24 protein-coding genes are annotated in these 21,898 nt (G+C 47.8%); 15 read left to right on the top strand and 9 right to left on the bottom strand.

Annotated elements, in window-relative coordinates; genetic code table 11:
* The first annotated feature begins 27 nt into the window (after positions 1–27).
* The 6 genes from ACSC9N_RS14385 (at position 28) to ACSC9N_RS14360 (ending at position 4,012) form a co-directional block, all read left to right on the top strand.
* Positions 28–732, top strand: a complete 705-nt coding sequence (locus ACSC9N_RS14385) for a glutathione S-transferase N-terminal domain-containing protein (RefSeq protein WP_005006007.1) — start codon at positions 28–30, stop codon at positions 730–732.
* Entirely contained in the window at positions 729–1,697 is a 969-nt protein-coding gene (locus ACSC9N_RS14380; RefSeq protein WP_002118270.1) for a magnesium and cobalt transport protein CorA, read from the top strand. The genes ACSC9N_RS14385 and ACSC9N_RS14380 overlap by 4 nt, the downstream gene beginning before the upstream one ends.
* Positions 1,698–1,788: 91 nt before the next feature.
* Positions 1,789–2,097 carry a hypothetical protein gene (locus tag ACSC9N_RS14375; RefSeq protein ID WP_005006003.1) on the top strand — a complete coding sequence of 103 codons (309 nt, stop codon included), beginning with the start codon at positions 1,789–1,791 and terminating at the stop codon, positions 2,095–2,097.
* Positions 2,098–2,142: 45 nt separating this feature from the next.
* Complete coding sequence (locus ACSC9N_RS14370) at positions 2,143–3,156, top strand: zinc-binding alcohol dehydrogenase family protein (protein WP_002118279.1); 1,014 nt, start codon at positions 2,143–2,145, stop codon at positions 3,154–3,156.
* A gap of 72 nt (positions 3,157–3,228) precedes the next feature.
* The gene (locus ACSC9N_RS14365; protein ID WP_005006001.1) at positions 3,229–3,660 is read left to right on the top strand and encodes a GlcG/HbpS family heme-binding protein; all 432 of its coding nucleotides are present in this window, start codon (positions 3,229–3,231) and stop codon (positions 3,658–3,660) included.
* A gap of 58 nt (positions 3,661–3,718) precedes the next feature.
* Positions 3,719–4,012: a DUF1330 domain-containing protein gene (locus ACSC9N_RS14360; RefSeq protein ID WP_010591688.1), complete on the top strand. Its 294-nt coding sequence runs from the start codon at positions 3,719–3,721 to the stop codon at positions 4,010–4,012.
* A 325-nt stretch (positions 4,013–4,337) separates the two neighbouring features.
* On the opposite strand, the gene ACSC9N_RS14355 is transcribed toward ACSC9N_RS14360, so the two are convergent.
* The gene (locus tag ACSC9N_RS14355; RefSeq protein ID WP_003464979.1) at positions 4,338–4,808 is read right to left on the bottom strand and encodes a TlpA family protein disulfide reductase; all 471 of its coding nucleotides are present in this window, start codon (positions 4,806–4,808) and stop codon (positions 4,338–4,340) included.
* Between the two features lie 467 nt (positions 4,809–5,275).
* Here ACSC9N_RS14355 and ACSC9N_RS14350 point away from each other — a divergent pair, with 467 nt between their 5' ends.
* The 4 genes from ACSC9N_RS14350 to ACSC9N_RS14335 all read left to right on the top strand — a co-directional run bounded on the left by ACSC9N_RS14350 (position 5,276) and on the right by ACSC9N_RS14335 (position 7,692).
* Positions 5,276–5,878, top strand: coding sequence for a sulfite oxidase-like oxidoreductase (locus tag ACSC9N_RS14350; RefSeq protein WP_003464980.1), 603 nt, complete (start codon positions 5,276–5,278; stop codon positions 5,876–5,878).
* Complete coding sequence (locus tag ACSC9N_RS14345; RefSeq protein WP_002118292.1) at positions 5,871–6,617, top strand: ferredoxin reductase; 747 nt, start codon at positions 5,871–5,873, stop codon at positions 6,615–6,617. The genes ACSC9N_RS14350 and ACSC9N_RS14345 overlap by 8 nt, the downstream gene beginning before the upstream one ends.
* 453 nt (positions 6,618–7,070) lie before the next feature.
* Positions 7,071–7,343, top strand: a complete 273-nt coding sequence (grxC, locus tag ACSC9N_RS14340) for a glutaredoxin 3 (protein WP_005005995.1) — start codon at positions 7,071–7,073, stop codon at positions 7,341–7,343.
* 67 nt (positions 7,344–7,410) lie between these two features.
* A complete protein-coding gene (locus ACSC9N_RS14335; protein WP_003464986.1) occupies positions 7,411–7,692 on the top strand; it encodes a DUF427 domain-containing protein in 282 nt (93 codons plus the stop codon).
* A gap of 1,296 nt (positions 7,693–8,988) precedes the next feature.
* Here the strand turns inward: ACSC9N_RS14335 and sdhC are convergent.
* The gene (gene sdhC, locus ACSC9N_RS14330; protein WP_005005993.1) at positions 8,989–9,363 is read right to left on the bottom strand and encodes a succinate dehydrogenase, cytochrome b556 subunit; all 375 of its coding nucleotides are present in this window, start codon (positions 9,361–9,363) and stop codon (positions 8,989–8,991) included.
* 187 nt (positions 9,364–9,550) lie between these two features.
* Here sdhC and ACSC9N_RS14325 point away from each other — a divergent pair.
* From ACSC9N_RS14325 to ACSC9N_RS14315, 3 genes are all read left to right on the top strand, one after another.
* A protein-coding gene (locus ACSC9N_RS14325; protein ID WP_087400455.1) for an IS4-like element ISAba1 family transposase occupies positions 9,551–10,641 on the top strand; the annotation gives its coding sequence in 2 pieces (ribosomal slippage) (positions 9,551–10,091 and positions 10,091–10,641; 1,092 coding nt in all).
* The gene (locus tag ACSC9N_RS14320; protein ID WP_017482078.1) at positions 10,638–12,254 is read left to right on the top strand and encodes an ATP-dependent nuclease; all 1,617 of its coding nucleotides are present in this window, start codon (positions 10,638–10,640) and stop codon (positions 12,252–12,254) included. Before ACSC9N_RS14325 ends, ACSC9N_RS14320 begins: the two co-directional genes overlap by 4 nt.
* Entirely contained in the window at positions 12,251–13,987 is a 1,737-nt protein-coding gene (locus tag ACSC9N_RS14315) for a UvrD-helicase domain-containing protein (protein ID WP_183174076.1), read from the top strand. Before ACSC9N_RS14320 ends, ACSC9N_RS14315 begins: the two co-directional genes overlap by 4 nt.
* A gap of 7 nt (positions 13,988–13,994) precedes the next feature.
* On the opposite strand, the gene ACSC9N_RS14310 is transcribed toward ACSC9N_RS14315, so the two are convergent.
* From ACSC9N_RS14310 to ACSC9N_RS14295, 4 genes are all read right to left on the bottom strand, one after another.
* Positions 13,995–14,645, bottom strand: coding sequence for an IS5 family transposase (locus ACSC9N_RS14310; protein WP_198114842.1), 651 nt, complete (start codon positions 14,643–14,645; stop codon positions 13,995–13,997).
* A 239-nt stretch (positions 14,646–14,884) separates the two neighbouring features.
* Positions 14,885–15,400 (bottom strand): YkgB family protein, encoded by a 516-nt coding sequence (locus ACSC9N_RS14305; RefSeq protein ID WP_004911234.1) that lies wholly within the window; start codon positions 15,398–15,400, stop codon positions 14,885–14,887.
* Positions 15,401–15,537: 137 nt separating this feature from the next.
* On the bottom strand, positions 15,538–16,092 hold the full coding sequence (locus ACSC9N_RS14300) for a carboxymuconolactone decarboxylase family protein (protein ID WP_000088799.1): 555 nt from the start codon (positions 16,090–16,092) through the stop codon (positions 15,538–15,540).
* 58 nt (positions 16,093–16,150) lie between these two features.
* A complete protein-coding gene (locus ACSC9N_RS14295; RefSeq protein ID WP_223290059.1) occupies positions 16,151–16,312 on the bottom strand; it encodes a peptide-methionine (S)-S-oxide reductase in 162 nt (53 codons plus the stop codon).
* Positions 16,313–17,180: 868 nt separating this feature from the next.
* On the opposite strand from ACSC9N_RS14295, the gene ACSC9N_RS14290 reads away from it, so the two are divergent.
* Together ACSC9N_RS14290 and ACSC9N_RS14285 are read left to right on the top strand one after the other, a co-directional pair.
* The gene (locus ACSC9N_RS14290) at positions 17,181–18,467 is read left to right on the top strand and encodes a GAF domain-containing protein (RefSeq protein WP_439036081.1); all 1,287 of its coding nucleotides are present in this window, start codon (positions 17,181–17,183) and stop codon (positions 18,465–18,467) included.
* A gap of 617 nt (positions 18,468–19,084) precedes the next feature.
* Entirely contained in the window at positions 19,085–20,062 is a 978-nt protein-coding gene (locus tag ACSC9N_RS14285) for a sensor domain-containing diguanylate cyclase (protein ID WP_002119794.1), read from the top strand.
* Positions 20,063–20,281: 219 nt separating this feature from the next.
* On the opposite strand, the gene ACSC9N_RS14280 is transcribed toward ACSC9N_RS14285, so the two are convergent.
* The 3 genes from ACSC9N_RS14280 to msrB all read right to left on the bottom strand — a co-directional run bounded on the left by ACSC9N_RS14280 (position 20,282) and on the right by msrB (position 21,890).
* Complete coding sequence (locus ACSC9N_RS14280; protein ID WP_223846397.1) at positions 20,282–20,929, bottom strand: peptide-methionine (S)-S-oxide reductase MsrA; 648 nt, start codon at positions 20,927–20,929, stop codon at positions 20,282–20,284.
* Between the two features lie 220 nt (positions 20,930–21,149).
* A complete protein-coding gene (locus ACSC9N_RS14275; RefSeq protein ID WP_011711656.1) occupies positions 21,150–21,395 on the bottom strand; it encodes a glutaredoxin family protein in 246 nt (81 codons plus the stop codon).
* Between the two features lie 54 nt (positions 21,396–21,449).
* Positions 21,450–21,890, bottom strand: coding sequence for a peptide-methionine (R)-S-oxide reductase MsrB (msrB, locus tag ACSC9N_RS14270; RefSeq protein WP_005403705.1), 441 nt, complete (start codon positions 21,888–21,890; stop codon positions 21,450–21,452).
* Positions 21,891–21,898: the final 8 nt, after the last annotated feature.

Genomic DNA, 21,898 nt, shown 5'->3' with positions numbered 1-21,898 from the left:
CCATCGCAACACCAGGATCGCAGATTTATGCCAGACCTCTCGTCCTTTCCGATCACGCAGCGCTGGCCGGCATCTCATCCCGATCGCCTGCAACTCTACGCAGCCCCTACGCCCAATGGCGTCAAGGTCTCGATCATGCTTGAGGAGACTGGCCTGGCGTACGAGCCCCACCTGATCGACATCTCGAACAACGAGTCGAAGGATCCGGCGTTCGTGTCGCTGAACCCGAACGGACGCATACCGGCGATCATCGATCCGGCTGGCCCTGACGGTAGACCCATCGCCTTATGGGAATCCGGTGCGATCCTCCTCTATCTGGCCGACAAGACGGGTCAGTTCATCTCCACCGAACCAGGCCAGCGTTACGAGACCCTAGCGTGGGTGTTCTTTCAGATGTCGGCCATCGGGCCGATGTTCGGACAGCTAGGCTTTTTCCTGCGATTTGCCGGCAAGGACTATGAGGACAAGCGACCTCGGCAGCGCTTTGTTGATGAATCCAGGCGTCTTCTCGGGGTCCTGGATCACCGGCTGGAGGGCCGCGAATGGATTGTCGATGATTACTCGATCGCGGACATTGCGACGTTTGGCTGGGTGAATGCGCTGGTCGAATTCTACGCAGCGGGCGACATCCTCGGCCTAAGCAGCTATTCGAACGTGCAGGCATGGCTCGAACGCGGGCTGGCGCGACCGGCTGTACAGCGTGGCCTGCGAATTCCTGCGAGGCCTGCATGACCATTATCGCCGCATATTATTACAACGAAGGTAAGCGAGTCCGTGAAATCAGGCTCGATGAGCACGTCGAACTAAACGAGAATCGCTCGGGCTTCTGCTGGATCGCGCTTAGCGAGCCCACCGCAGACGAACTCAGCGCGATCCAGACGACGTATAACCTCCATCCTTTGGCGATCGACAACGCCATGCACCCGCTGTGCCCGCCCAAGCTCGAGGTCTACAACGATGAGTTGTACGTCGTCGCCCAGACCGCCGAGCTGGTCGGCGACCGGATCAGCTACGGCAAGATGGCGATCTTCACCGGTCACAATCACCTTATCACCGTGCGGCACGGCAATGCCGGAGCGCTGGGCAAACTTCGGGAGCAACTCGAGGCATCGCCGACGCAGTTCGGCAAGGGTGTCGACTATGTGCTGCACGCGATCTTGCACCGAGTGGTCGACCAGTATCTGCCCATCTTCGAAATGATCGAGGACGACGTCCTGGCGATGGAGCGACGGTCGCTGCACGATTTCCTCGGGCCAGAAGAGGTGGCGCGAATCTTCGAACTAAGGTCCGAACTCACGCGGTTCCAGCGCACGCTCGGGGCTATGGCCGAGCTGGTGCGAAAGCTCGTTCGCGGCCACTTTCCCTGCATCAGCGCCGAAATGACACCATATTTCCACGACGTCGCGGACCATGTCCACCGCGTGCAGTCCATGGTCGACGGCCTCCTGCTTGTCCTGTCCACGGTCTTCGAGGCCAGCAGCCTTCTGGAAGCGCAAAGGATCGGTGTGGTCACTCGCCAGCTCGCGGCCTGGGCGGCGATCTTGACGGTCCCGACGGCGATCGCCGGAATATATGGCATGAACTTCAAGCACATGCCGGAACTGGACACGCCATATGGCTACTTCGTCGTGCTCGGAGTGATAGCGGTGTTCTGCCTTCTCCTGTTCATGCGCTTCAAGAAGGCCAAGTGGCTATGAGTAACGCACTTCGCGAGCTTCTCCGTCCGCCGAGTCACAGCGCGCTTTGTGCGCGAGCGTGTCCAATCCAGTTCAAGATGAAGGTGCTTCCATGACCTCCCAGGTGACCGACGTTCTAGAAGCAGTCCAGTCATTCATCGCCAACGGCTATGACCGCGAATACCGCGTCAAGGACGGCAATCTCGTCGATCTCGAACTAGGGTCAACCCTCGATGCATGCAGCATTCGCGTCGATGCGGCGTTGCGCCTCGAGAGCGGGGACGACGGCGAAGATGCCTCCAACATCTACGCGATCACCGATCCGGCGACAGAGCATAAAGGCCTGTTGATCGACGTGTTCGATGAAATCTGCTACCGCGACCCAGTTCAAGAGTCGGGACCTCAATGTAGAAGAAGTTGACTAACGAGCATTCGCGTCATCCGATCAAGCAAGCTGGAGACATTTATGAAAGCCATTGGTTACAAGGTTCCGGGACCCATCGCCGCGGATGCCGCGCTGGTCGACATCAATCTGCCTCGGCCTGTCGCTGCAGGATACGATATCCTGGTTGAGGTGAAGGCCGTCTCGGTCAACCCGGTCGACTACAAGGTCCGCAACAGCACGCCGCCGGCAGATGGCGATTGGAAGGTGCTGGGATGGGATGCCGCCGGGATTGTGCGCGAGGTCGGCCCCGACGTCACGCAGTTCGAGTTAGGCGACGAGGTCTATTATGCCGGATCGATCACACGGCCCGGTACCAATGCGGAGTTCCATCTCGTCGACGCCCGGATTGTCGGTCACAAACCTGCGTCGCTCTCCTGGGCGGAAGCGGCGGCGCTGCCGCTGACGACGTTGACGGCCTGGGAGGCGATGTTCGACCGCCTGGACGTGGCGAAGCCCGTACCCGGTGCGGCGGAGGCGATCCTCATCATCGGTGGCGCGGGCGGGGTTGGGTCGATCGCCGTCCAGATCGCGCGACAGCGCACGGACCTCACCGTCATCGCCACAGCCTCTCGACCGGAAACCCAAGAGTGGGTAAGAGGGCTTGGAGCTCACCACGTCATCGACCATTCTCGTCCGCTCGCGCCACAGATCGCCGAACTCGGCATCGGTGCTCCCGCTTTCGTCTTTTCGACCACACATACCGAGCAACATGTCGCCGACATCGCCGAACTGATCGCCCCACAAGGACGGTTCGGACTGATCGACGATCCCAAGGCATTCGATATCATGGTTTTCAAGCGCAAGGCGGTGTCGATCCACCACGAGCTGATGTTCACGCGGTCGATCTACGGCACGCCCGACATGAATGAGCAGGGCGAGATTCTGGATGCGATGGCAGCGCTGGTTGACGACGGCAAAATCCGCACGACGCTGACCCGGCGACTGTCGCCGATCAATGCCGCCAATCTGAAGACGGTGCATGCACTGATCGAAAGTGGCGCGGCTAAAGGCAAGATCGTCCTCGAAGGCTTCTAACGACCGCGATCGCCAAACATCTTGTCCAACCTCAAAAAGCCGAACGGGTTATGCCCCAGCGATGAGAATCCCATGACCAAATCTATTGCCACCGCCTCGATCAACCGCGAAACCGCAGTCGCCCTCATCGACGCGGCGCTCGCTGCGGCCCGTGCCATCGGCATCCCGGCTGCCGTCGCCGTCGTCGACGCCACCGGTAACCTGCGCGCGTTCGAGCGCACCGACGATGCGCCGTTCCTTACCGTCGATGTTGCCATCGACAAGGCCTGGAGTTCCGCCTCGTTTGGGTTCCCGACCCATGTCTGGAACGACTATGTGACCAACGATCCAAAAGTGGCGCCGCTAGCCTATCGCCCTCGGATGGTCGCTGTCGGCGGCGGTTATCCGATTCTGGAGGATGGGAAGTTGATCGGCGGCATAGGCATCTCCGGAGGCAACTATCAGCAGGATCAGGATGCGTGCGTCGAGGCACTCATGAAAATCGGGTTCCAGTTGCCAGCCTGACGACTGTGAGGCCATCACCGGTGGTAATGGCCAACAGATCCAACCTTTGAGAGGCCTAATGATGGAAGCGTTCGTCGTCTTTACGCGGGAAGAAACCAGCGACCCACATGCACTCGCAACCTATTCTGCAGGCGTCGGACCATCGTTCGATGGTCACGACGTTACCTTTCTCGCCGCTTATGGCGCGATCCAGCATTTGGAGGGGCCGCCCATCGAAGGGGCCGTAATCTTGCGTTTCCCGACGATGCAGGCCGCTCGCGACTGGTATGACAGTCCCGCCTACCAAACCATCGCTGCTCAACGCTTTGCCGGTTCCCGTTACCGCGCCTTTATCATTGAAGGGCGGCGGTGACATACCGACAGAAGCACTTCGGCGCTGACCACGAGGTATCGGCGTGTGAACTCGCATCTTGGGAATCTGTGGGGGGGACCAAGACAGCGGCGCTAGGGGCTCATATCGTCGATCGGATCAGAGAGTTGCTCGGCGAGAATGGGTTATCTATTGCCGAGCTGACGGAGCGGAGCCGCCCTCTCCCAACGGATTGATTCAATCGTTGACGCTCCTCCTATCCGGATCCGGGTTTTCGCACGCTGATCAACAGAGTTACAGCGCGCAACGCCTGTAGTGGGCATCAGGGGATGGGTGGCAATCAGGATGATTGCCCACCTTCCAACGATTAACCTTGCTCAAGTTGCTTCACTAGTCGCTCCGCGTCGAGATGGAAGTCCGAGAAAACAATGCTACCGCCAGCGTCGATAACCGTAAACCACGGAGTTCCTCGTGTGCGGTAGTCTTCCATGAAGGTTGGAAACGGCGAGCCGGTCGGTTGCTCGTCGTGACCGAAAACGATAGGAAGCTCATACTTGAGCTGGTTCACGCGCAACTTCTCGAAGGTATTCTCATGCGTTCCTTCGAAGACGGTCTGGATCACTGCGAACCCCACGTCTTTTGAGCTCAACGCTGCATGCAACTTTTGTAGCGTCGGAAACCCATGCAAATGGCAACCTTGGCACCAATGCTGGAAGGCAAACAAGATTTTCGGGCCGGGCCCGATATCTGACAGTTTGAACGGCGCGATACTTTCCCCATCTTTGCCAATCCATTTTTGCACCCGCAGCTCAGGCGCTTGTCGTTCGATCTCGTTCATCTGATCCTCCAACCCCGATACAGAAGCTTAGTGGATGATCGCGCGTCGCGACGGTGCGCGAACGTCCGACCTTATTTTCCCTATTTCCTGAAGCCAGAATAGATCAGATCGACATTTCGTCCTTAATATACTCAAGCTGCCGGCGAGCGCGAACTGGGCAACCATGCGCTGGTGAGCCTTGAGCTTTGCACGCTGCCCATCCGTTTGAGAGCGAACCTGCAACTTCCGCTCCGCATACCGCAGATCAGCGTACGCAGCCTTGGGGTTATCTACCCTATAGCCATTGGGTATTGGGAATCATGCTGGCCTGACGCTATGTTCGATACGCGATTTTTTACGATGATAGAGCATCTGTATCTGATTTTTAGTCGATTGGCTTATTCGGCGGATGTGCGGGCAAATGCTTTACGCAGAGTACTGAAATGAAGGCCGGCTTCGGTCTGCCGTATCGAGCAAGAGGGGTCACTATGGTCACCAGAGGTTTCACCGGTCGCGGTTCAGGCGACCAGTCCGATCGGATTCCGCCAGGTCAGCATCTGGTGGAGGATTTCCCTGTTCTGTCGGCCGGCCCTACGCCGAGGGTAGAGCCCTCCGACTGGAAATTCACAGTCAAAATTGGTCCGAAGCCCGTCAAAACGTGGAATTGGGGCGAATTCAACACTCTACCAAAGACCCAGGTGACAAAGGATATTCACTGCGTCACCTCTTGGTCCAAACTGGATACCGTTTGGGAGGGTGTACTCATTGAAGACATCCTTGCAGATGCAGAGCTTGATCGGCCTACCGATTTCGTCTTGGCGCACTGCTACGATAATTATTCGACAAACGTCCCTCTGACGGATCTGCTTTCCGGGAAAGCGATGGTCGCCCTCAGTTATGCGGGCAAGCCACTTTCCCGCGATCATGGGGGGCCGGCGCGTCTTCTAGTGCCGCACCTTTACTTCTGGAAATCCGCCAAATGGGTGAATGCGCTGCAATTCACGACGCGTGACGAGGCCGGCTTTTGGGAGCTGCACGGCTATCACATCTACGGCGATCCGTGGCGCGAACAACGATACACCCATGACTGAAAACGAAGCGCAAGTCCGTTCGTGGCAATCATGCGTGATCGACGACATCATCCAGCAAACACCGAGTATCAAGAGCTTCTTCCTTCGGTTGAGCAAGCCGTTCGCGCACACCGCAGGTCAGCACGTCGATATCCGGCTGACCGCGCCCGACGGCTACAGTGCAATGCGCAGCTACTCGATCGCGTCATCGGCAGTTTCGACCCCGATCGTCGAGATAGCTATCGAGCGCATGCCGGATGCCGAAGTTTCGCCGTTTTTTCACGACATCGCGGCGATTGGTGACGAAATCGAAGTTCGCGGTCCGCTCGGTGGCCATTTCCTTTGGCCTGAGCCTGCCATAGATCCGGTTCTGTTGATCGGGGGAGGCTCCGGCCTCGTGCCGTTGATGGCAATGATCCGGCAGCGCCGCGCATTGGCCCAAGCCGTTCCGACAGCGTTGCTCCTGTCCGCACGAACCGCCGAGGACGTTCTCTTCTCAGAAGAACTTCATTGCATCGAAATCAGCGATCCGGCGTTCGTCCTGGCGCTCGCGATTACGCGCGAGAAACCGGTTCGCGCATCGGACTTTGCGCGACGGATCGACGGCATGATGGTCCAAGAAATTCTAACCAGGCTTCAGGGAAAGCCGACGCAAGTGTTCGTCTGCGGGTCTAACGGATTCGTCAACATCGCAACCGATAGCGCGCTGCTGGCGGGCTTGGACGCCTCCATCATCAAGACGGAGCGCTACGGGGGCTAGCGGCGCGAGCTATCTCACGTCGCGCCGATCGTAGACGTGCGCCCTGGGAAGCTTTGGCGATCAACGTGAACCGTTTTGCCGAACACAGTCTTCGTACCCCCCGGCCTCTAGAACGCCTTCGCTCGCGATACCTGGCTCGACATCAAGCTCAATTTGAAAGTTCCTGCACTATCCGTCGTCCTGATATGCTCGACCAGCATGATGGGCGATTCGAGCGGGACCGCTTCCGTCCCAATCGAGGCTCGGTTACCTTAGAGCATCGGCTCGGCGCTACAGGAGGCGCGTGCGGCCTCTGCCTGGCGGTGAAAGCACTTTGGGCCATGTCGCCTGGATAGCGGCCAATCGTCAGCATCTGCTCCGATGTCGGCCAAGGTGCAGTCGCCATCTTTGAACGCCGCGAATTGGAGATCAACGCCATGACAGCGATCCGCGTGCAACTGCCGGAGATGCAATATGACAACTGATGTATTGCTGTACACCACGAATTGGTGCCCGTTCTGCCGCCGAGCGAAGGCGCTCCTCAAGGAAAAGGGCGTGCGATGGAAGGAGCTCGATATTGAGGCGGATCCGGCTCACCGGCAGGCCATGGCGGAAGCGTCGGGGCGAAGCTCCGTGCCGCAGATCTTCATCAATGGCACCCTTATCGGTGGCTCCGATGAGCTATTCGCGCTCGATGTCAGAGGCGAGCTCGACAAACTTCTCGGGCGCAACCCGCCTGCCACCTGAGGAGGTGCGGCTTGGGGCAGCCAGCCCGCGAGCCTTCGCCGGTTGATGAATACAAAAGGAGAGTCCGTTGGTCTCAGCCATCTGGAAAGACACTACTATCGCCACAAGCGACGAAACAGTCATCGTCGAGGGAAATCACTACTTCCCACCGTCAGGAGTCGACCTGAGCCTGCTTGAGATGAGCCCGCACACATCTGTCTGTCCGATCAAAGGCGCCGCGCGCTTCTTTCATGTTCGCGCGGGTGACGCGCTCAACGTGAACGCCGCTTGGACCTATCCCGCCCCCACTCCGGATGCCGAGGGTATCCGGGATTACATCGCTTTCTGGAAAGGCGTGGACGTTGCCTAGCAGACTGGACGGACGACTTCGCTGATAGCCATGCGGGCGCCGACATCTCAATTATCCTGCCCACCCCGGGCCTCGTCGGCTGCAGGAATCTGCCCGGCACCTTAGCGCGACCCGGCACTGGCGGTCTCGCACCCGCCGCGCCTCTGTTCTATCAATAAGGATGGATGACATGGAGCATTCCGAGTTCGATGCCGCTTTCGCGAAGCTTGCGGAGGGATACAGAGAAGGGACTTATGAAGGCCGGCGTTTCAGCTTGATCGTCCGGCGATCTGGGGACGGACGTCGCAACAGTCTGTTCGCCAGGGAGTTGGACGGGACTGACATTGTCAGCTTCAACCTCTTCCGCGTTACATCAGATAGGACATTGTTGAAGCCGTGCGAAATGTCCGCCGAAAAGGTCGTAGCGTTCGTGCTGGAGTTCCGACCGGACACCTGACGGGCAGAAGAAGATCCCGGCCAACCGGCGCGCCTGCGACGGCCGGCTATCTAAGGCTGCGCAAGCCTATAGCCGCAGCTCATTGCACTTCGTCTGGCGAGGAATTCAACATCGATACGTCGCCATCCGCGGGGATATCGGTACAGGCGCCCGTGTAAGCCAGATTGAGAAATCCTAAGCGATGACTAACACCAATGACGCCACCCTTCCGACACATTCTATTCTTGAGGAATGCACAGCGATGGCTGTCGTCAACGCTCTGAAGATTATTCTGAAGAACAGCTACGCGATCTACCTTAAGACAAAAAATGCCACTCGGGCGCATCCCGCCCCTACTTCAGGGACTTTCACTTGCTTCTCGCTCTGTCACTCACAGCATCGGCACGCCCATGACGCATGGTATCCAGGCCTCATAATTTTCCCATATAACCTTCTTGTCTTTTGCGCACCCAGAAAGACTCGAGGCTTTAACTGGACAGATGAGCCCTCGAGGGTAGTGTTCACCTGATTGGCTTTCTCATATCTGATGTTGATTCGCACAGTGTGCCAACCAGGTGATAGTTTCAAAAAACCTGCGCTTCAGAGCGAATTAGACGATCTTCGATAAGAGCGATCCGCCTCAAAATCCAAAACATCTAACATTGTCCTAGAGCCATATTTGTACCTAGTACTATGGCGCTCCCATTAACACATTTGATGATGCACAGAAAACTTAGCTCATGATAGCTTTCAGCTAACAGCTATTCGGAAGCCCGAAAGGATTCAACCGTTTAAGCGTGAACCGTCGATTATAAATACTTTCGTAAGTTAGCTTTAAAGGACGCTTTTAGTCCTTGTAAATACGCATTACGACTCCACAGCTACCAAATCCATACGGCGCCAGCAACCATTAAAACACCCGACACTACTAAAACAATAGTAGAGGCGCGATTGCTGCCTTTCAAAGTATGACCAACACCCACATCCATAACTAGGTGTCGAATTCCGGCTACGAGATGATAAATAAATGAAGAGTATACCAACCAGAAACTAACTTTGCCGAAAGGTGAAGAAAAAATCTCCTTGACTTCATTAAAACCCTTTTCTGACTCCAACGATTTGCTCAGCATATACAGTATCAGTCCCAGAAAAATAAAGAGCATAATTCCTGAAATCCGGTGCAGAATCGATGTAAGCGCCGTGAGAGGAAGCTGAATGGTTCGAATATCAAGATTAACCGGCCGCTTTTTATTCATTTTGACTCCAGTCAACAATTCTAGTGGGGGATTTCAGTTTTCGATCTCATTCATCATAGCAGCTGTAACTATTAGGAAACTACCATCTCAGGAACAGTATAAATTATGAGCGTGATCTCTGTACACGACAAAAATAGATAACTCATTGAAATAATGTCATAATAATTGTTTTCTAACGACGAATACTATGACACATCTCATTGAGTTATATCTTATCTTAAACAAATCTCTAAAATGGAACAAGTCACATTTAAAGTGCTTTGCGCTCATCATGCTTGTGATTATTTTAAAGCAAACATGTAATCTTTCTTCTGCATCTAAAGCCTTGCCCATCAAGTGCTTACCACAATCATTTTATCGACGTATGCAGCGCTTCTTTGCAGGTCAGTATTTTGATTATCGTCAAATTTCTCAGTTGATTTTCAATATGTTTTCATTCGACCAAGTGCAACTGACTTTAGATAGAACCAATTGGAAATGGGGAAAACGAAATATTAATATCCTGATGCTCGCAATCGTTTATCGTGGAATAGCGATACCTATCCTTTGGACATTGCTTAATAAACGTGGAAATTCAGATACGAAAGAGCGCATTGCTTTGATTCAACGCTTTATAGCCATTTTTGGTAAAGACCGTATTGTGAATGTGTTCGCAGACAGAGAGTTTATCGGTGAGCAGTGGTTTACATGGTTAATTGAACAAGACATCAACTTCTGCATTCGTGTTAAAAAAACTTCATTGTCACCAATCATTTAGGAAAGAATCATAAAATTAGTGATTTATTTCGCCATCTTAAAGTTGGTCAAATTGAATGTCGTAAACGACGGATTTTGGTTGGTCGGGTGAAACTATATATAAGTGCACTACAGTTAGAAAATGGAGAGCTTTTACTCGTCGTTTCTCCTCAGTTTAATGCCAATGCTATTCAGGATTATGCATTACGCTGGGAAATTGAAACCTTATTCAGTTGTCTCAAAGGACGCGGGTTTAATCTTGAAAATACGCGCTTGACAGACCCTAGACGAGTGAAAAAATTGATTGCGGTGTTAGCTATAAGCTTCTGTTGGTGTTACTTAACGGGTGAATGGCAACATGATCAAAAAAAAGCGATAAAAATAAAGAAGCATGGACGACTCTCAATGAGTTTATTTCGCTATGGTTTAGACTATGTTCAAATGGCGATTCAGCGTTTAATTGGTTTTGGGAAAAAAGAAGAGTTTAAGGAAATTTTGGCAATTTTAAGAAGGCAGAATCCTGATAGGATAAGGGTTCTGTGAAATTTGTCGTGTACAGAGCAAAAATTTACGAAGTGCATGTTAGTGCAATAGATCCGACGGATAAGTCTAATAAGAGAAATTTCGAGGATACTTCAGCATTCGCAGCATTATTACAATGTAACTTTGTTCAAGCACAAAGAACTCTTGATAAGACAAAGCTTGGTGAGGCTGATGTTATCGGAAAATTACTTAGTGAATTGTTTAAAACAGCTGCTGCACCAACGGCTACAGAATCTGATCAAGAGTTAGCTGCGAAATTAAAGAAATCTGTTGAAGATATTGAGCTTAATGTTCAAAGTGATTTTGACAAAATGCTCAAAAAGTTATTACCTGTTATGGGGGTGATGGGTTTTCCAAGTCTTAATGATACTGAATTAAGGCCTGAAACTTCATTAAATGTAGAGGCACTTTTGTCTGGGCATACAAAAGTTGTTTATAGTGGTACAGATGGTGTGCATTTACCTGAGGGATATAATGGTCTTGGTACGCGAAATTTAATCTATATGCTGCTACAACTTGAAAGCTATCACAAAATTTACCGATCTCAAATTACTCGCCCTTCAGCCCATTTGATATTCATTGAAGAACCTGAAGCTCATTTGCATCCACAGATGCAGGAAGTTTTTATTAATCAATTAAATGTTGCTATTCAAAAGCTTTCGAGTGCCTATCCAGCAGAAGACGTTTGGAATGTTCAGTTTATTATTACTACACATTCTTCTCATGTTGCTAATGCGGCATGTTTTGATGCAGTAAGATATTTCTATAACCAAAAAGATGCAGTGAAAAGTATTAGAAATACTAAAGTTAAAGATTTTAAAAAGGGTATGCAAACAATATCTGTTACTGATAAAGAGTTCTTGCATAAATACATGACTCTGACTAAGTGTGATCTTTATTTTGCAGATAAAGTGATTATGGTTGAGGGGACAACTGAACGGTTATTAATGCCTCGCCTCAGAGAATTAGTTGATAAATCCTTACCAGAACATCAAAAATTAGCAAGCCAGTATGTAACTTGTATTGAAGCTGGAGGAGCTCATGCTCATCTTTTTTATCCACTCCTCGACTTTCTTGAACTTAAGACTTTGGTAGTTACTGATTTAGATTCAATCAAAAAGGTGGAAAAAGAAAATAATAAAAAAAAGAAAATTAACGTATGGGAAAAATGCCCAGTAGCGGAAGGTACGCGAACCTGTAATACCGCAATAAGATATTGGTTTGCTCCTAAGGATATTAAAAAGATAGAGGATTTTCATTTATCCCCAGTAGAACTTTTAGCTAAGACTCCAACTGATAAGCAGGTTAGCTGTAGACGAATTGCATACCAGATCCCTGAGGATCCAAATACGGATGTTTGTGCAAGAAGCTACGAGGATGCTCTGATTTTAGCAAACCTCAAAGACTTTACTCTGCCAAATGAAGAGGATGTTGTTATTGAAGCTTGGGAGTATGCGAAGGGGCTTACTAAATCAGATTTTGCTTTAGAATATGCAATTCGCAAAAAAGAATGGGTTGTACCAAGATATATTCATGAGGGTCTAGTTTGGCTTGCTGAATCTGATGTTCCTATACAAAATTTAGAACCATTAGATAAAGGAGCAACAGCATGAGCCAGATTAAAGAAAATCCTGCACTAGTTGCTGCACAAGAAGCTCAGAGAAAGATCAATGAGGCTCTAGATGCGGGTTATAGTTTTAGACTTGAAGCAGGTGCGGGGGCAGGTAAGACATATTCTTTGGTAGCGGCACTCAAGAAACTAATCGACGAACGTGGTTCCATGTTAGTACGGACTGGTAAAAAAGTTGCTTGTATTACTTATACAGAAGTTGCACGCAATGAAATTGCTCAAGAAATTGAAGATCACCCAGCAATTCTTGTTGATACAATTCATGGTTTTTGTTGGGCATTTATTCGTCAATTTCAGAAGGCAATACGTGATTTAGTTAGTGAAATAGATGATAAAAAAGAGAAAATTGAGCTGGGCGGTGGTATTGGGTCACAACTAGTAGAATATGATTTAGGATTCTTTAGTGTCGATGAGAAGCGAATTACGCTTAATCATGATGATATACCTGAATTGATGGCAATGCTTTTGGCTAAAGAAAAGTTTCAGATGTTATTTAGTGAGCAATTTCCAGTAATTTTTATTGATGAATATCAGGATACTAACCGTAAATTTATGGATGCTATAACTGAATTCTTTTTAAAGCCAAAAACTGGCCCCATAATTGGTCTTTTTGGAGATCATTGGCAAACCATTTACAGTAGTGAGTATGAGCTAGCAGAATATCCAATTGAAGAAATTGCTAAGGGATCAAACTTTCGTTCAGCTCCCGCCATCGTAAATGTACTTAATACTTTACGTCCAGAACTCCCTCAAGCTGTTAGCGTACCAGAAGCTAAAGGTGAGGCTAGGTTTTTCCATACCAACGCTTATAAGGGGGGGAGAACTGATGAGCTCCATTCTAAGGAAGATTTACCTTCGGATTTAGCCCGTAGTTGCCGTGAGGAGTTGATAATAAGGCTGCAAGGAGAGGGTTGGGATTTACAAAAAACAAAAGTATTAATGCTTAGTCACAATGTTTTGGCTATTGAACAAGGCTATCCTCAAATTGCTGAATTATTTAAACGCCATACAGAACAATTTACAAAGAAAGAAGATCCGGTTATTAGATTCTTTGCTGAAGTAATTGAACCAATATGCATAGCTTATAGCTCATCACTTTATGGAGAAATGTTTAAGAAATTAGGCACTAGACCTGCTATTACAAAACATGAAGATAAAATGTTGTGGCGAAGAGATATGGATCAATTGCTAAAGTTAAGGAATGAAGGAACTATTGGTCAAGTGATAGATCATTTAAAGACGACAAAACGCCCATTGCCATCTGATCGAATACTTAGAAGAGAGGAAGAGATTCTTTCACTTATGGATACACCTGAAGCGGAATGGTCTTCAACACTACAACGTTATAATAAATTAAAAAAAATCGAATATAAGGAGGTTATCGAAGTTACAAGGTTTATTGAAAAGCAGACTCCTTTTGCAACGCAGCATAGTGTTAAGGGGGCTGAGTTTGAGAATGTATTAGTTGTCTTAGGTGGTGGGTGGAATCATTATAAATGGCCACAGCTTCTCGAGTTGCTTGAGACTAAAAAACTGAATAGAGCAAATACGAAAGGTTTTTATAGAGCTCGTAATCTTTTTTATGTTTCCATTTCTCGCCCAATGACAAGGCTAGCTGTGTTAGCAACTCAATCATTGTCGGATACAGCACTTCTTACAGTAAGTAATTTGTTGTGTTCGGCGTCAACTATCTTGGCCGGTTCGCGTCAATTATGATGGCCGGTTAGGTTTTCTCATTTTTCCTACTTCCAGCTTGTTTTAACTGATGTTGTTTTCGATAGCTTTCTCCTTCTAATTCTATAATTGTCGCGTGGTGGATCAGCCGATCTATGGCCGCTACCGTCATCATGCTGTCTGGGAAGATCTGATCCCATGCACTAAACGGGTGATTGGCTGTGATGATCAGGCTACCGCTTTCATATCGATGCGCGATAAATTCAAACAGTACCTGGGTTTCTGCATCGGTTTTTTTCACATAACCAATGTCATTTATCTGACCACCCGATATTTCAAAATAAACGGGAAGCCCACCGCTATCTACAGCGAGATGAATTTTTGTAGAACTCCCACCCCGACTTTTTCCTATCGCTTCATCTGAACTGCTTGCGGCTCCGCTACTGTCTTGATGCGCTTTGACAATACTTCCATCAATAAACAACCATTCTGGATCATTATCGGACGATATGCTTTGAAACCATTTTTGTAACACACCTTTCTTTGACCAAAGGTTAAAGCGCTTAAATACAGAGTTCCAACGACCGAATCTTTCAGGCAAATCTCGCCACTGAATGCCTGTGCGCATACGATAAAGTATGCCTTCCAGTGTATTTCGGTGTTCATATTTATTGTAAACACGCCCTGTCTCTTTAAGTATTTGCTTTAGGGCTTCCTAGGCGTTATCTGTTAGCATTGTCCTTGGCATAGCAACGTCCGTTCTCGGTGGTATTTTTGATTTTTGGCGAAACCATTATACCTTGTTGCTATGCCGTTCATTTTTCACTCAAAGATCAACAGCCTCTAGTAAGGCACGTACTTGAAGCACTTAAAAGATAAAAATAAAGGCTCTCTAATGTGTTTAGGAGCCATCTAACTTATAGTTGTTTCGGGTGAGGCTTATTTGTTTTTGTGCTCCAGTGCTGTAAGTGATGTACCTACGATAAATATAGACACGACAAACAAGCCTAAATCTTTTAGCAAAAACTGGCCAGGAACCACAGAGATCGCAGGAAACCCAAGAGATGCCTCAAAAACACCGGGTGTAGTCAGCATGAACGACAATGTCGTAAAAAAGAGTCCGGTTGAAAGTACACCGCCCAAGATTGCGAGCTTAGGGGAGAAAACTCGTGCAGCGATTAACAGGCCAACTGAAATTTCAAGCACACCCAGAAAATTTGAGAATCCTTGAATGCTGAGGAAGCTATACATCCACGAAAGCAGAGGGCTATTACTAACAAAACCATGTATACCGTTTGCTTCGTAGCTAGTGAATTTCATGCCACCAAACCACAAATATATTATCGTCATGGCAACGTAGATGCCACCTATACCAAACTTAGTGATTTTTGCACCGAGATTATTACTAAGGGTATTGGTAGTCTGGACACCATTTTCAATTTCGGGAATAGTCATCTTATATCTCCAATTATTTTTAGCCATGTGGACTCACTCTATGTAGCCCACTAAAATGATATGACTCTTGAGAAAAACTATATGTTTACTCGAGTCGAACCTAACTTAGGTAATTGCTGTAGTTGAGCACCAATGGATTAGACATCAATGCCTAGTGGTTGAACGGCCGGGAAGTCGACCTCGGTCTGTGTCACTTCGTTAACGTAGTTAGTGAAAGTGTTCAGGGCAACAGCCAACAGAATATCCACTACATGTGCATCACTGTAGCCAGCGTTCAGCACCGCTTGGACCTGGTCATTGCTGACTTGCCCGCGCTGGCGGACTACGGCGGCAGCAAAACGCACGGCTGCGTCGGCCTTAGGGTCATTTGATGCACCGCTGCGGTTGGCAGTGAGTTCAGCATCATCAAGCTTGGCCACCTTACGGCCTAGGAAGGAATGGGCAGCAAGGCAATAATCGCAGCCGTTGATCTCAGCGACGGCTAGGGCAATACGCTCAAGAGTCGCTGTACCCAAGCCGCCCTGTGCTGATGCTGCGCTCAATTGCAGGTAGCCAGTCAGCGCAGCAGGGCTGTTGGCAACGACGCGGAACATGTTAGGAACGCGGCCCAGTTGTTTTTCCACAGCCTTGAGTGAGGTATGGGTAGCAGTAGGCGCGGCGTCGATTGTGGTAGGGGTGTTCAAACGTGACATAAATTTCTCCTAGTGATTTGAAAGACAGCACGCTGTATTGGCGTGGAATAAATTGTATTTAAGAAGGTTCTGCTTGATAATCCGTTGCTATCAGACAGCTCATCTTCACGTCTTGCGCAGTCGCCATTTCAGTGCCACTACACACCTTCGTTGACGTCACGCCGTCCTGATTTCTAAGGAGGTCTTCGAGACTCCAAAAACACCCTCCGGCAACGATCACATTATTTATTTTTCATAAAGCCTCCTTGGTTTTTATCTATTTACTAATGGAACTGAATTTACAGCATGTAAAATAGATATAACATGCTCAATAGTTCGTATAATGTGACTTATTAGACAGTTTACGTAGGGGCTATGTATGGATGCAGACTTTGGATATCAGATTAAAAGAGTTGTGAAATTAAGGGTTCACGAAAAACTGCAAATATAGGGCAAATCAGATTGTCTATACCCATAATTTAGAGCGCCCGAGCATCAGGAACTCACTGAAAGCAGACGTTTCTGAAAATAAACAAGGCACAGCGCTTGAAAATTTCGAGACATCAACGTTTTGCCAAAAGGCTAAAAATGCGTGCACTACTCATTTCGCATTTAAAGAGAGCATCGGTTATTAGGCAATAACGATGTGGCCAAAATTTGTCGACCACTACACTATCTCGTAAACGAGTTTGATAGACGTCAACTAGTACGTATTTTTAGTGTAAGGTCATATTAATGCACGATGCTAAACTCTGCTGTGAGCTAGGTAGGATGTATAAATACCATAAATATTTCAATGCTTTACTTTTTAAAGCTCAAGTGAGTTACTCAGTTCCGACTGTTGGTGGCAGATTTGGAATCTCGCGATTTGTCTTAAATGTCAGCCAAGCAAGTCTCTCGCTAATAAAGTGTTGACTATCCCTGACAAAGTAACAATTTCTTGCCATAATCAGACTTAAGCACTTTACTTAGAGTGTATGTGCGCCGCTTAATGCATCAATGCTGCTAATTCCCTGATTGACATCAATCACTTTGTTTCCTGTTTGATACTCTGAGATAAACAAGATCGAATGATGCAAAAGGGGACTATTTAAATACTGAGGGAACAAATGGCAGTAGATTTGAGCATAGAAACCGCTCTGCTCCTAGAGCGCTGGCAAGGCATTGTAAACTCGATGGCTCAAGTCGCGGAAGTGCCTTGTGTGCTGATTAATCGATTAGATAAAAACGAAATTTGTCAGGCTGTTGGCAGTGTGTCAGTACCAACTTTTTATTGCGGTGAACCTGTTCCATTGGCACTTAACACTTATTGTTCCCAAGTCATTTCCAGTAACCAGCCATTACTAGTTGAAAATGCAATCGGTACCCGATATGAAAACAATAACCCAACATTTGCAGCAGGCTTTAGTTATTACTATGGCCTGCCATTGCTTTGGCCTAGCGGAAAAACTTTCGGTACTTTGTGTATGTTGGACTTTTCAAGCCCAGATCGGGCATCACAACACTGTTCCTTACTCACACTTTTTAAGCAGGCCATTGAATACGATTTACAGATGCTTCAACAACAGCAAGATCTGCTAAAGCGTGAGCAACAAGCAGACAAAAAATTTATACAACTATTCAATGAGATGTCAAATAGGATAAGACCGGTAACTAATAATAAGTTGCTTCAATCTGAGTTGTTTGTACTTTTGACAAGCCAATACCAATACTGGCATCAGGAACTGGATAAGCAGCTTAATCAAACCGTCCTGACTGATGAAAACTCCATTCATATAGCGGCACTGGTTCGAATTTGGTCAAATTTGTTGGCGATTGCCCATGAAACAGAATGGTTGAGAGCTACGGCAGTTCTAGAACCTTATAGTTGTGATGCTGTTGCGTCACTGGTCAATGCAACTCCATTATTAGAACAAGCAGTGTATAAAACAGCGCTGACCCTTGGTGCTGATCTCGTTTTGAGGAGTCATTTGCCTAATCCACTGTTACTAAGTGGGAAACCAGAGTTATGGTCTCTGATAGGACTAGCTATCACGAGCTTTTTAGTTGTTGGCGCCAGCGGTACAAGTATAACTATTTTTGTCAGTAACCGATTAAAAGGTAAGTACAGAGTTTTGGAATGGTCCCTTCTTGTAAATGGCCAGACGATGCCGCTGCGTTTTACCCGCGATAATCAAGCGCTTTATGGTTTTGCAACAGTATGTGCCGAGTTAGCGGGTGCTGTTCTTGAATCTGGTGAGTGGCAATTAACTGAGAGTCTTCAGCAACAGAGTCGTTATCTCAACTCAAATCGTGATCACGTTGACGACATTGAAAGCAGGAATGCTTCAAGAACTGCTAATGGCATAACCAGGCTTATCTGCTTATCGATACCGGTGATGGGAGACGATTTATAAACACTCAGCGATGATCAGCGAAGTTGTGTTTTAGTTTTCTTGTTGGCACTACATCCGGTATGGCGGCCTTTAATCTGAGAGTGACACTTGGGATAACTGAAAAACTGGCTGTGATTCTGCTGAACGGAGCTTGGTGCTAAGCATGTTGGCGTCATTCAAAGCAAGGTCAACACTGCTATTAACGTTTACGATTATCTGACGGACGTGCTGCTGCGCGTCAACCAACATCCAGTAAGCAAGGTACATGAACTAATGCCGAAGTTACGGAAAGCTCAGTTCGAAAGCGCATTACAGCGTTCAGCTCTATTTAGCAATCCCGATGCTTCGGTAAAATAAGCCACGGAAAATGCTCCGGAGGCCGCATGCACACTAAATAGATGACGTTAGACGAAGAGTTGGATTTAAACGAGCAAATTATAGAGCCTGCGACCGGAAAAGCCAAAAGTTTATAAATACAGCTAAAACTCAAATCAAGCAGGCGAATATTGTACAAAACAATACCATTGCTACAGAGATAACTTCAAGTCTGACAGATCTATGCTAGAGTTAAATCAACGATTTAATTCATTTTTCTATGCAGGATCTTTGAAAAATGCAGTAGAAAAACGGAGAAGTACATGACCTTTAGTTTAGCTCAAACAGCTAGTGCAGAAACCACACTAAAAGCACCTGCTGAAGCAGATCAGAACCTGCGGGATATCACTGAACTGGCGTGTTATATCTGTGATGCACCAGTGGCTATGGTGACGCGAACCGATGACACAAAGCTGAATCTAATTGCAAAAGTTGGTATTTCGCGTACCTCTGTATTAATTAAAGAGTCCTTTTGCGTGTATGCAATGGAAACACCTGATGCGGTAATGGTGGTCCCTGACGCTACTTTAGATCACAGATTCAGTACCAATGCTATGGTGATTTCAGGACCTGGCTACCGATTTTATGCTGGCTCGCCGCTGATTGATCCCGAAGGTGCAGTGATTGGTACTATTTGTGTCTATGATCATGTTCCTAAGCAGCTGAACCAGCGGCAGATAAGCTCTTTGCAGGCTCTGTCCAGACAAGTGATCGCCATACTGGAGCTGAAAAAAGTCGGCGAACAATTACATAATACCAGCATGACGGATGCGCTGACAGGGGTGAACAACAGAAGAGCTTTTGACCTCAAGTTTGAAGCTGAATTTGCTCGCTGGCAAAGAACAGGACAATCTTTTGTACTGGCATTGATTGATATTGATCACTTTAAGAGTTTTAACGACAGCTATGGTCATGCCGCAGGAGATGAGGCACTGAGTCAAGTCGCGGCTCTGTTTCAGCGCCATAGCAGGAACTATGACTTTTTCGCCCGTTATGGTGGTGAAGAGTTTGTGCTGATCCTGCCAGGCACAGACACAGCGTCCGCAAATAAAACACTGGAAAAGTTAAGGCTGGTAGTGGCTAACCATGAGTGGTTATTACGACAATTAACGGTCAGCATAGGTTTGGCCAGCGCTGATTTATTTGACGACAAAAAGCAGTTGCTCGAAGTCGCCGATCAGATGTTATACAAAGCTAAAACCCAAGGCCGCAATCAAACCAGTGTGTTCGCCACACTGTAAGAGATCTGTTCATGCTGCGCTGATCTCAAGACCTCATAAAAACTGAGGTCTTGCTTCGGTCGATAAGCTGGTCTGATATTGGCATTATTTATTCCTTTCAAATACATGGGTAATGCGACTTACACAGATTTTTTATGCTCTCTTGGACTCCATGTGAAGGAGATCGTCACATTCTTTACATATAGAAAATAGAGTTCTTTAGCCAGCTGCAATTTCAGATTAACCGATTCGGTAAGCTTTCTGCATTTCCGGAGACAACTTTTTTAGCCAGCTTGAGAGACTGAAGCCTTTTCTATCGGTACTATTTAATTTAGTAAAATACAGATGTTCATCCCAGCGAGGACCGAAATCTACTTCTGCAAGACTTACAAGCTGTTTGTTTCTGCGAAGACGATGCTTTTGATGGTAATCTTCGGCGGGCCAAAAATAACCATTTTGTTCTCCGGCCTCAATCACCTCGGGAGATTTCTCCTTTCCAATCGCTTGAATCAGTTCTTCAGCTACTTGTTTTTGCTCCAGATCAAAAACAAAAAGTATCTGGCGATACTGGCCCTGCTTTCTACCATGAACAGACCATGATTCAAAACTTCCAAGAAGTTCCCTGTAGCTGATTTGGTCTTTATCGTAGATCACTCTGACGACTTCGGCGTGTCCGTTGATGTTGCGGTAACTCGGATCCAGAGTTGATGCTCCAGCGTAGCCAACACGTGTTTGCACTACTCCCTGCGTCCCTCCAAAATTAGAATCCGGTCCCCAAAAGCAACCCATGCCGAAAACCGTTTGACTAAGCTTCCCGATTTTCAATGCTTCTTCGATTGCTTCAGGGGTTGCAAATTCATAGCTTTCAACACCGTCTTCTTTATTCATTTTTAGATCCGACATATTTTTCACCTAACTTTCAAAAATTGAAGCCACTCCCATTCCTCACGCCGTGCAAACGACGATAAGACCACGTTTTCCAACACCAGCTTGATGAAGTATCTTTGCTAAAACTCCGCAGCATGTTTCTTGGTAACACAACTGCGGAAAATTGCTGTAATCATTGATCTTACTGCTTATTAAGTTATTAATAATTCTAAAAAACTCATTATTTCATTGAAGCTTCCAACCACCTGTCAAGGTCCTTGAACTTGGGGTTTCTCAGCTTCTTTGTCCCAACCACTATTGTCGGGAAATTCAGCTTTCCGTTCGAATAGAGGGAGCACAGTTCATCAGCAGCCGCGTCGTCTTCATGAACATCCAAAAAAACAAACTGGCTCCCTTTTTCTTGCAAGTACGAATGGTAAATCTTGGTTTTATGGCAGTCTTTATGACCGAACAGCTTAATCAACACGAACGGCTCCTTTTTTCAAAAGGTTCACTTTCATAAACCCCCTCGATTTAAAAATTATTCTACAAACTTCAATGACTCCGAGTTAATACAGAATCGGACCCCTGATGGCTCAGGACCGTCTGGAAAAGCGTGCCCCAGATGGGCTTCGCACACATTGCATAGCACTTCGATTCTGCGCCCGAAGGTCGTATCCAGTTCATATTGAATTACGTTGTCTGCGACTGGCTCAGAAAAACTCGGCCATCCCGTTCCCGAATCGAACTTTAGGTTCGAGTCAAAGAGTTCGGTGTCGCAGCCCACACAGGCGTACCTTCCAGCTTCATAAAATGAACAGAGTTCTCCGGTGTGCGCGCGTTCGGTGCCTTTCATCCGCATGACCCGAAATTGCGCTGGCGTCAGAATTTCTTTCCACTCTTCCTCGCTCTTTTCTACTTTTTTGGGAGGCGCGGGAGTGCCGTTATCCAGGTAGTTGTAAATGCTTTTCCAATTGAACATATATTTGC

It is taken from the genome of Acinetobacter sp. PC34, from assembly GCF_051789135.1.
Lineage (GTDB): Bacteria > Pseudomonadota > Gammaproteobacteria > Pseudomonadales > Moraxellaceae > Acinetobacter > Acinetobacter johnsonii.
This window is presented reverse-complemented; position numbering and strand designations above follow the sequence as displayed.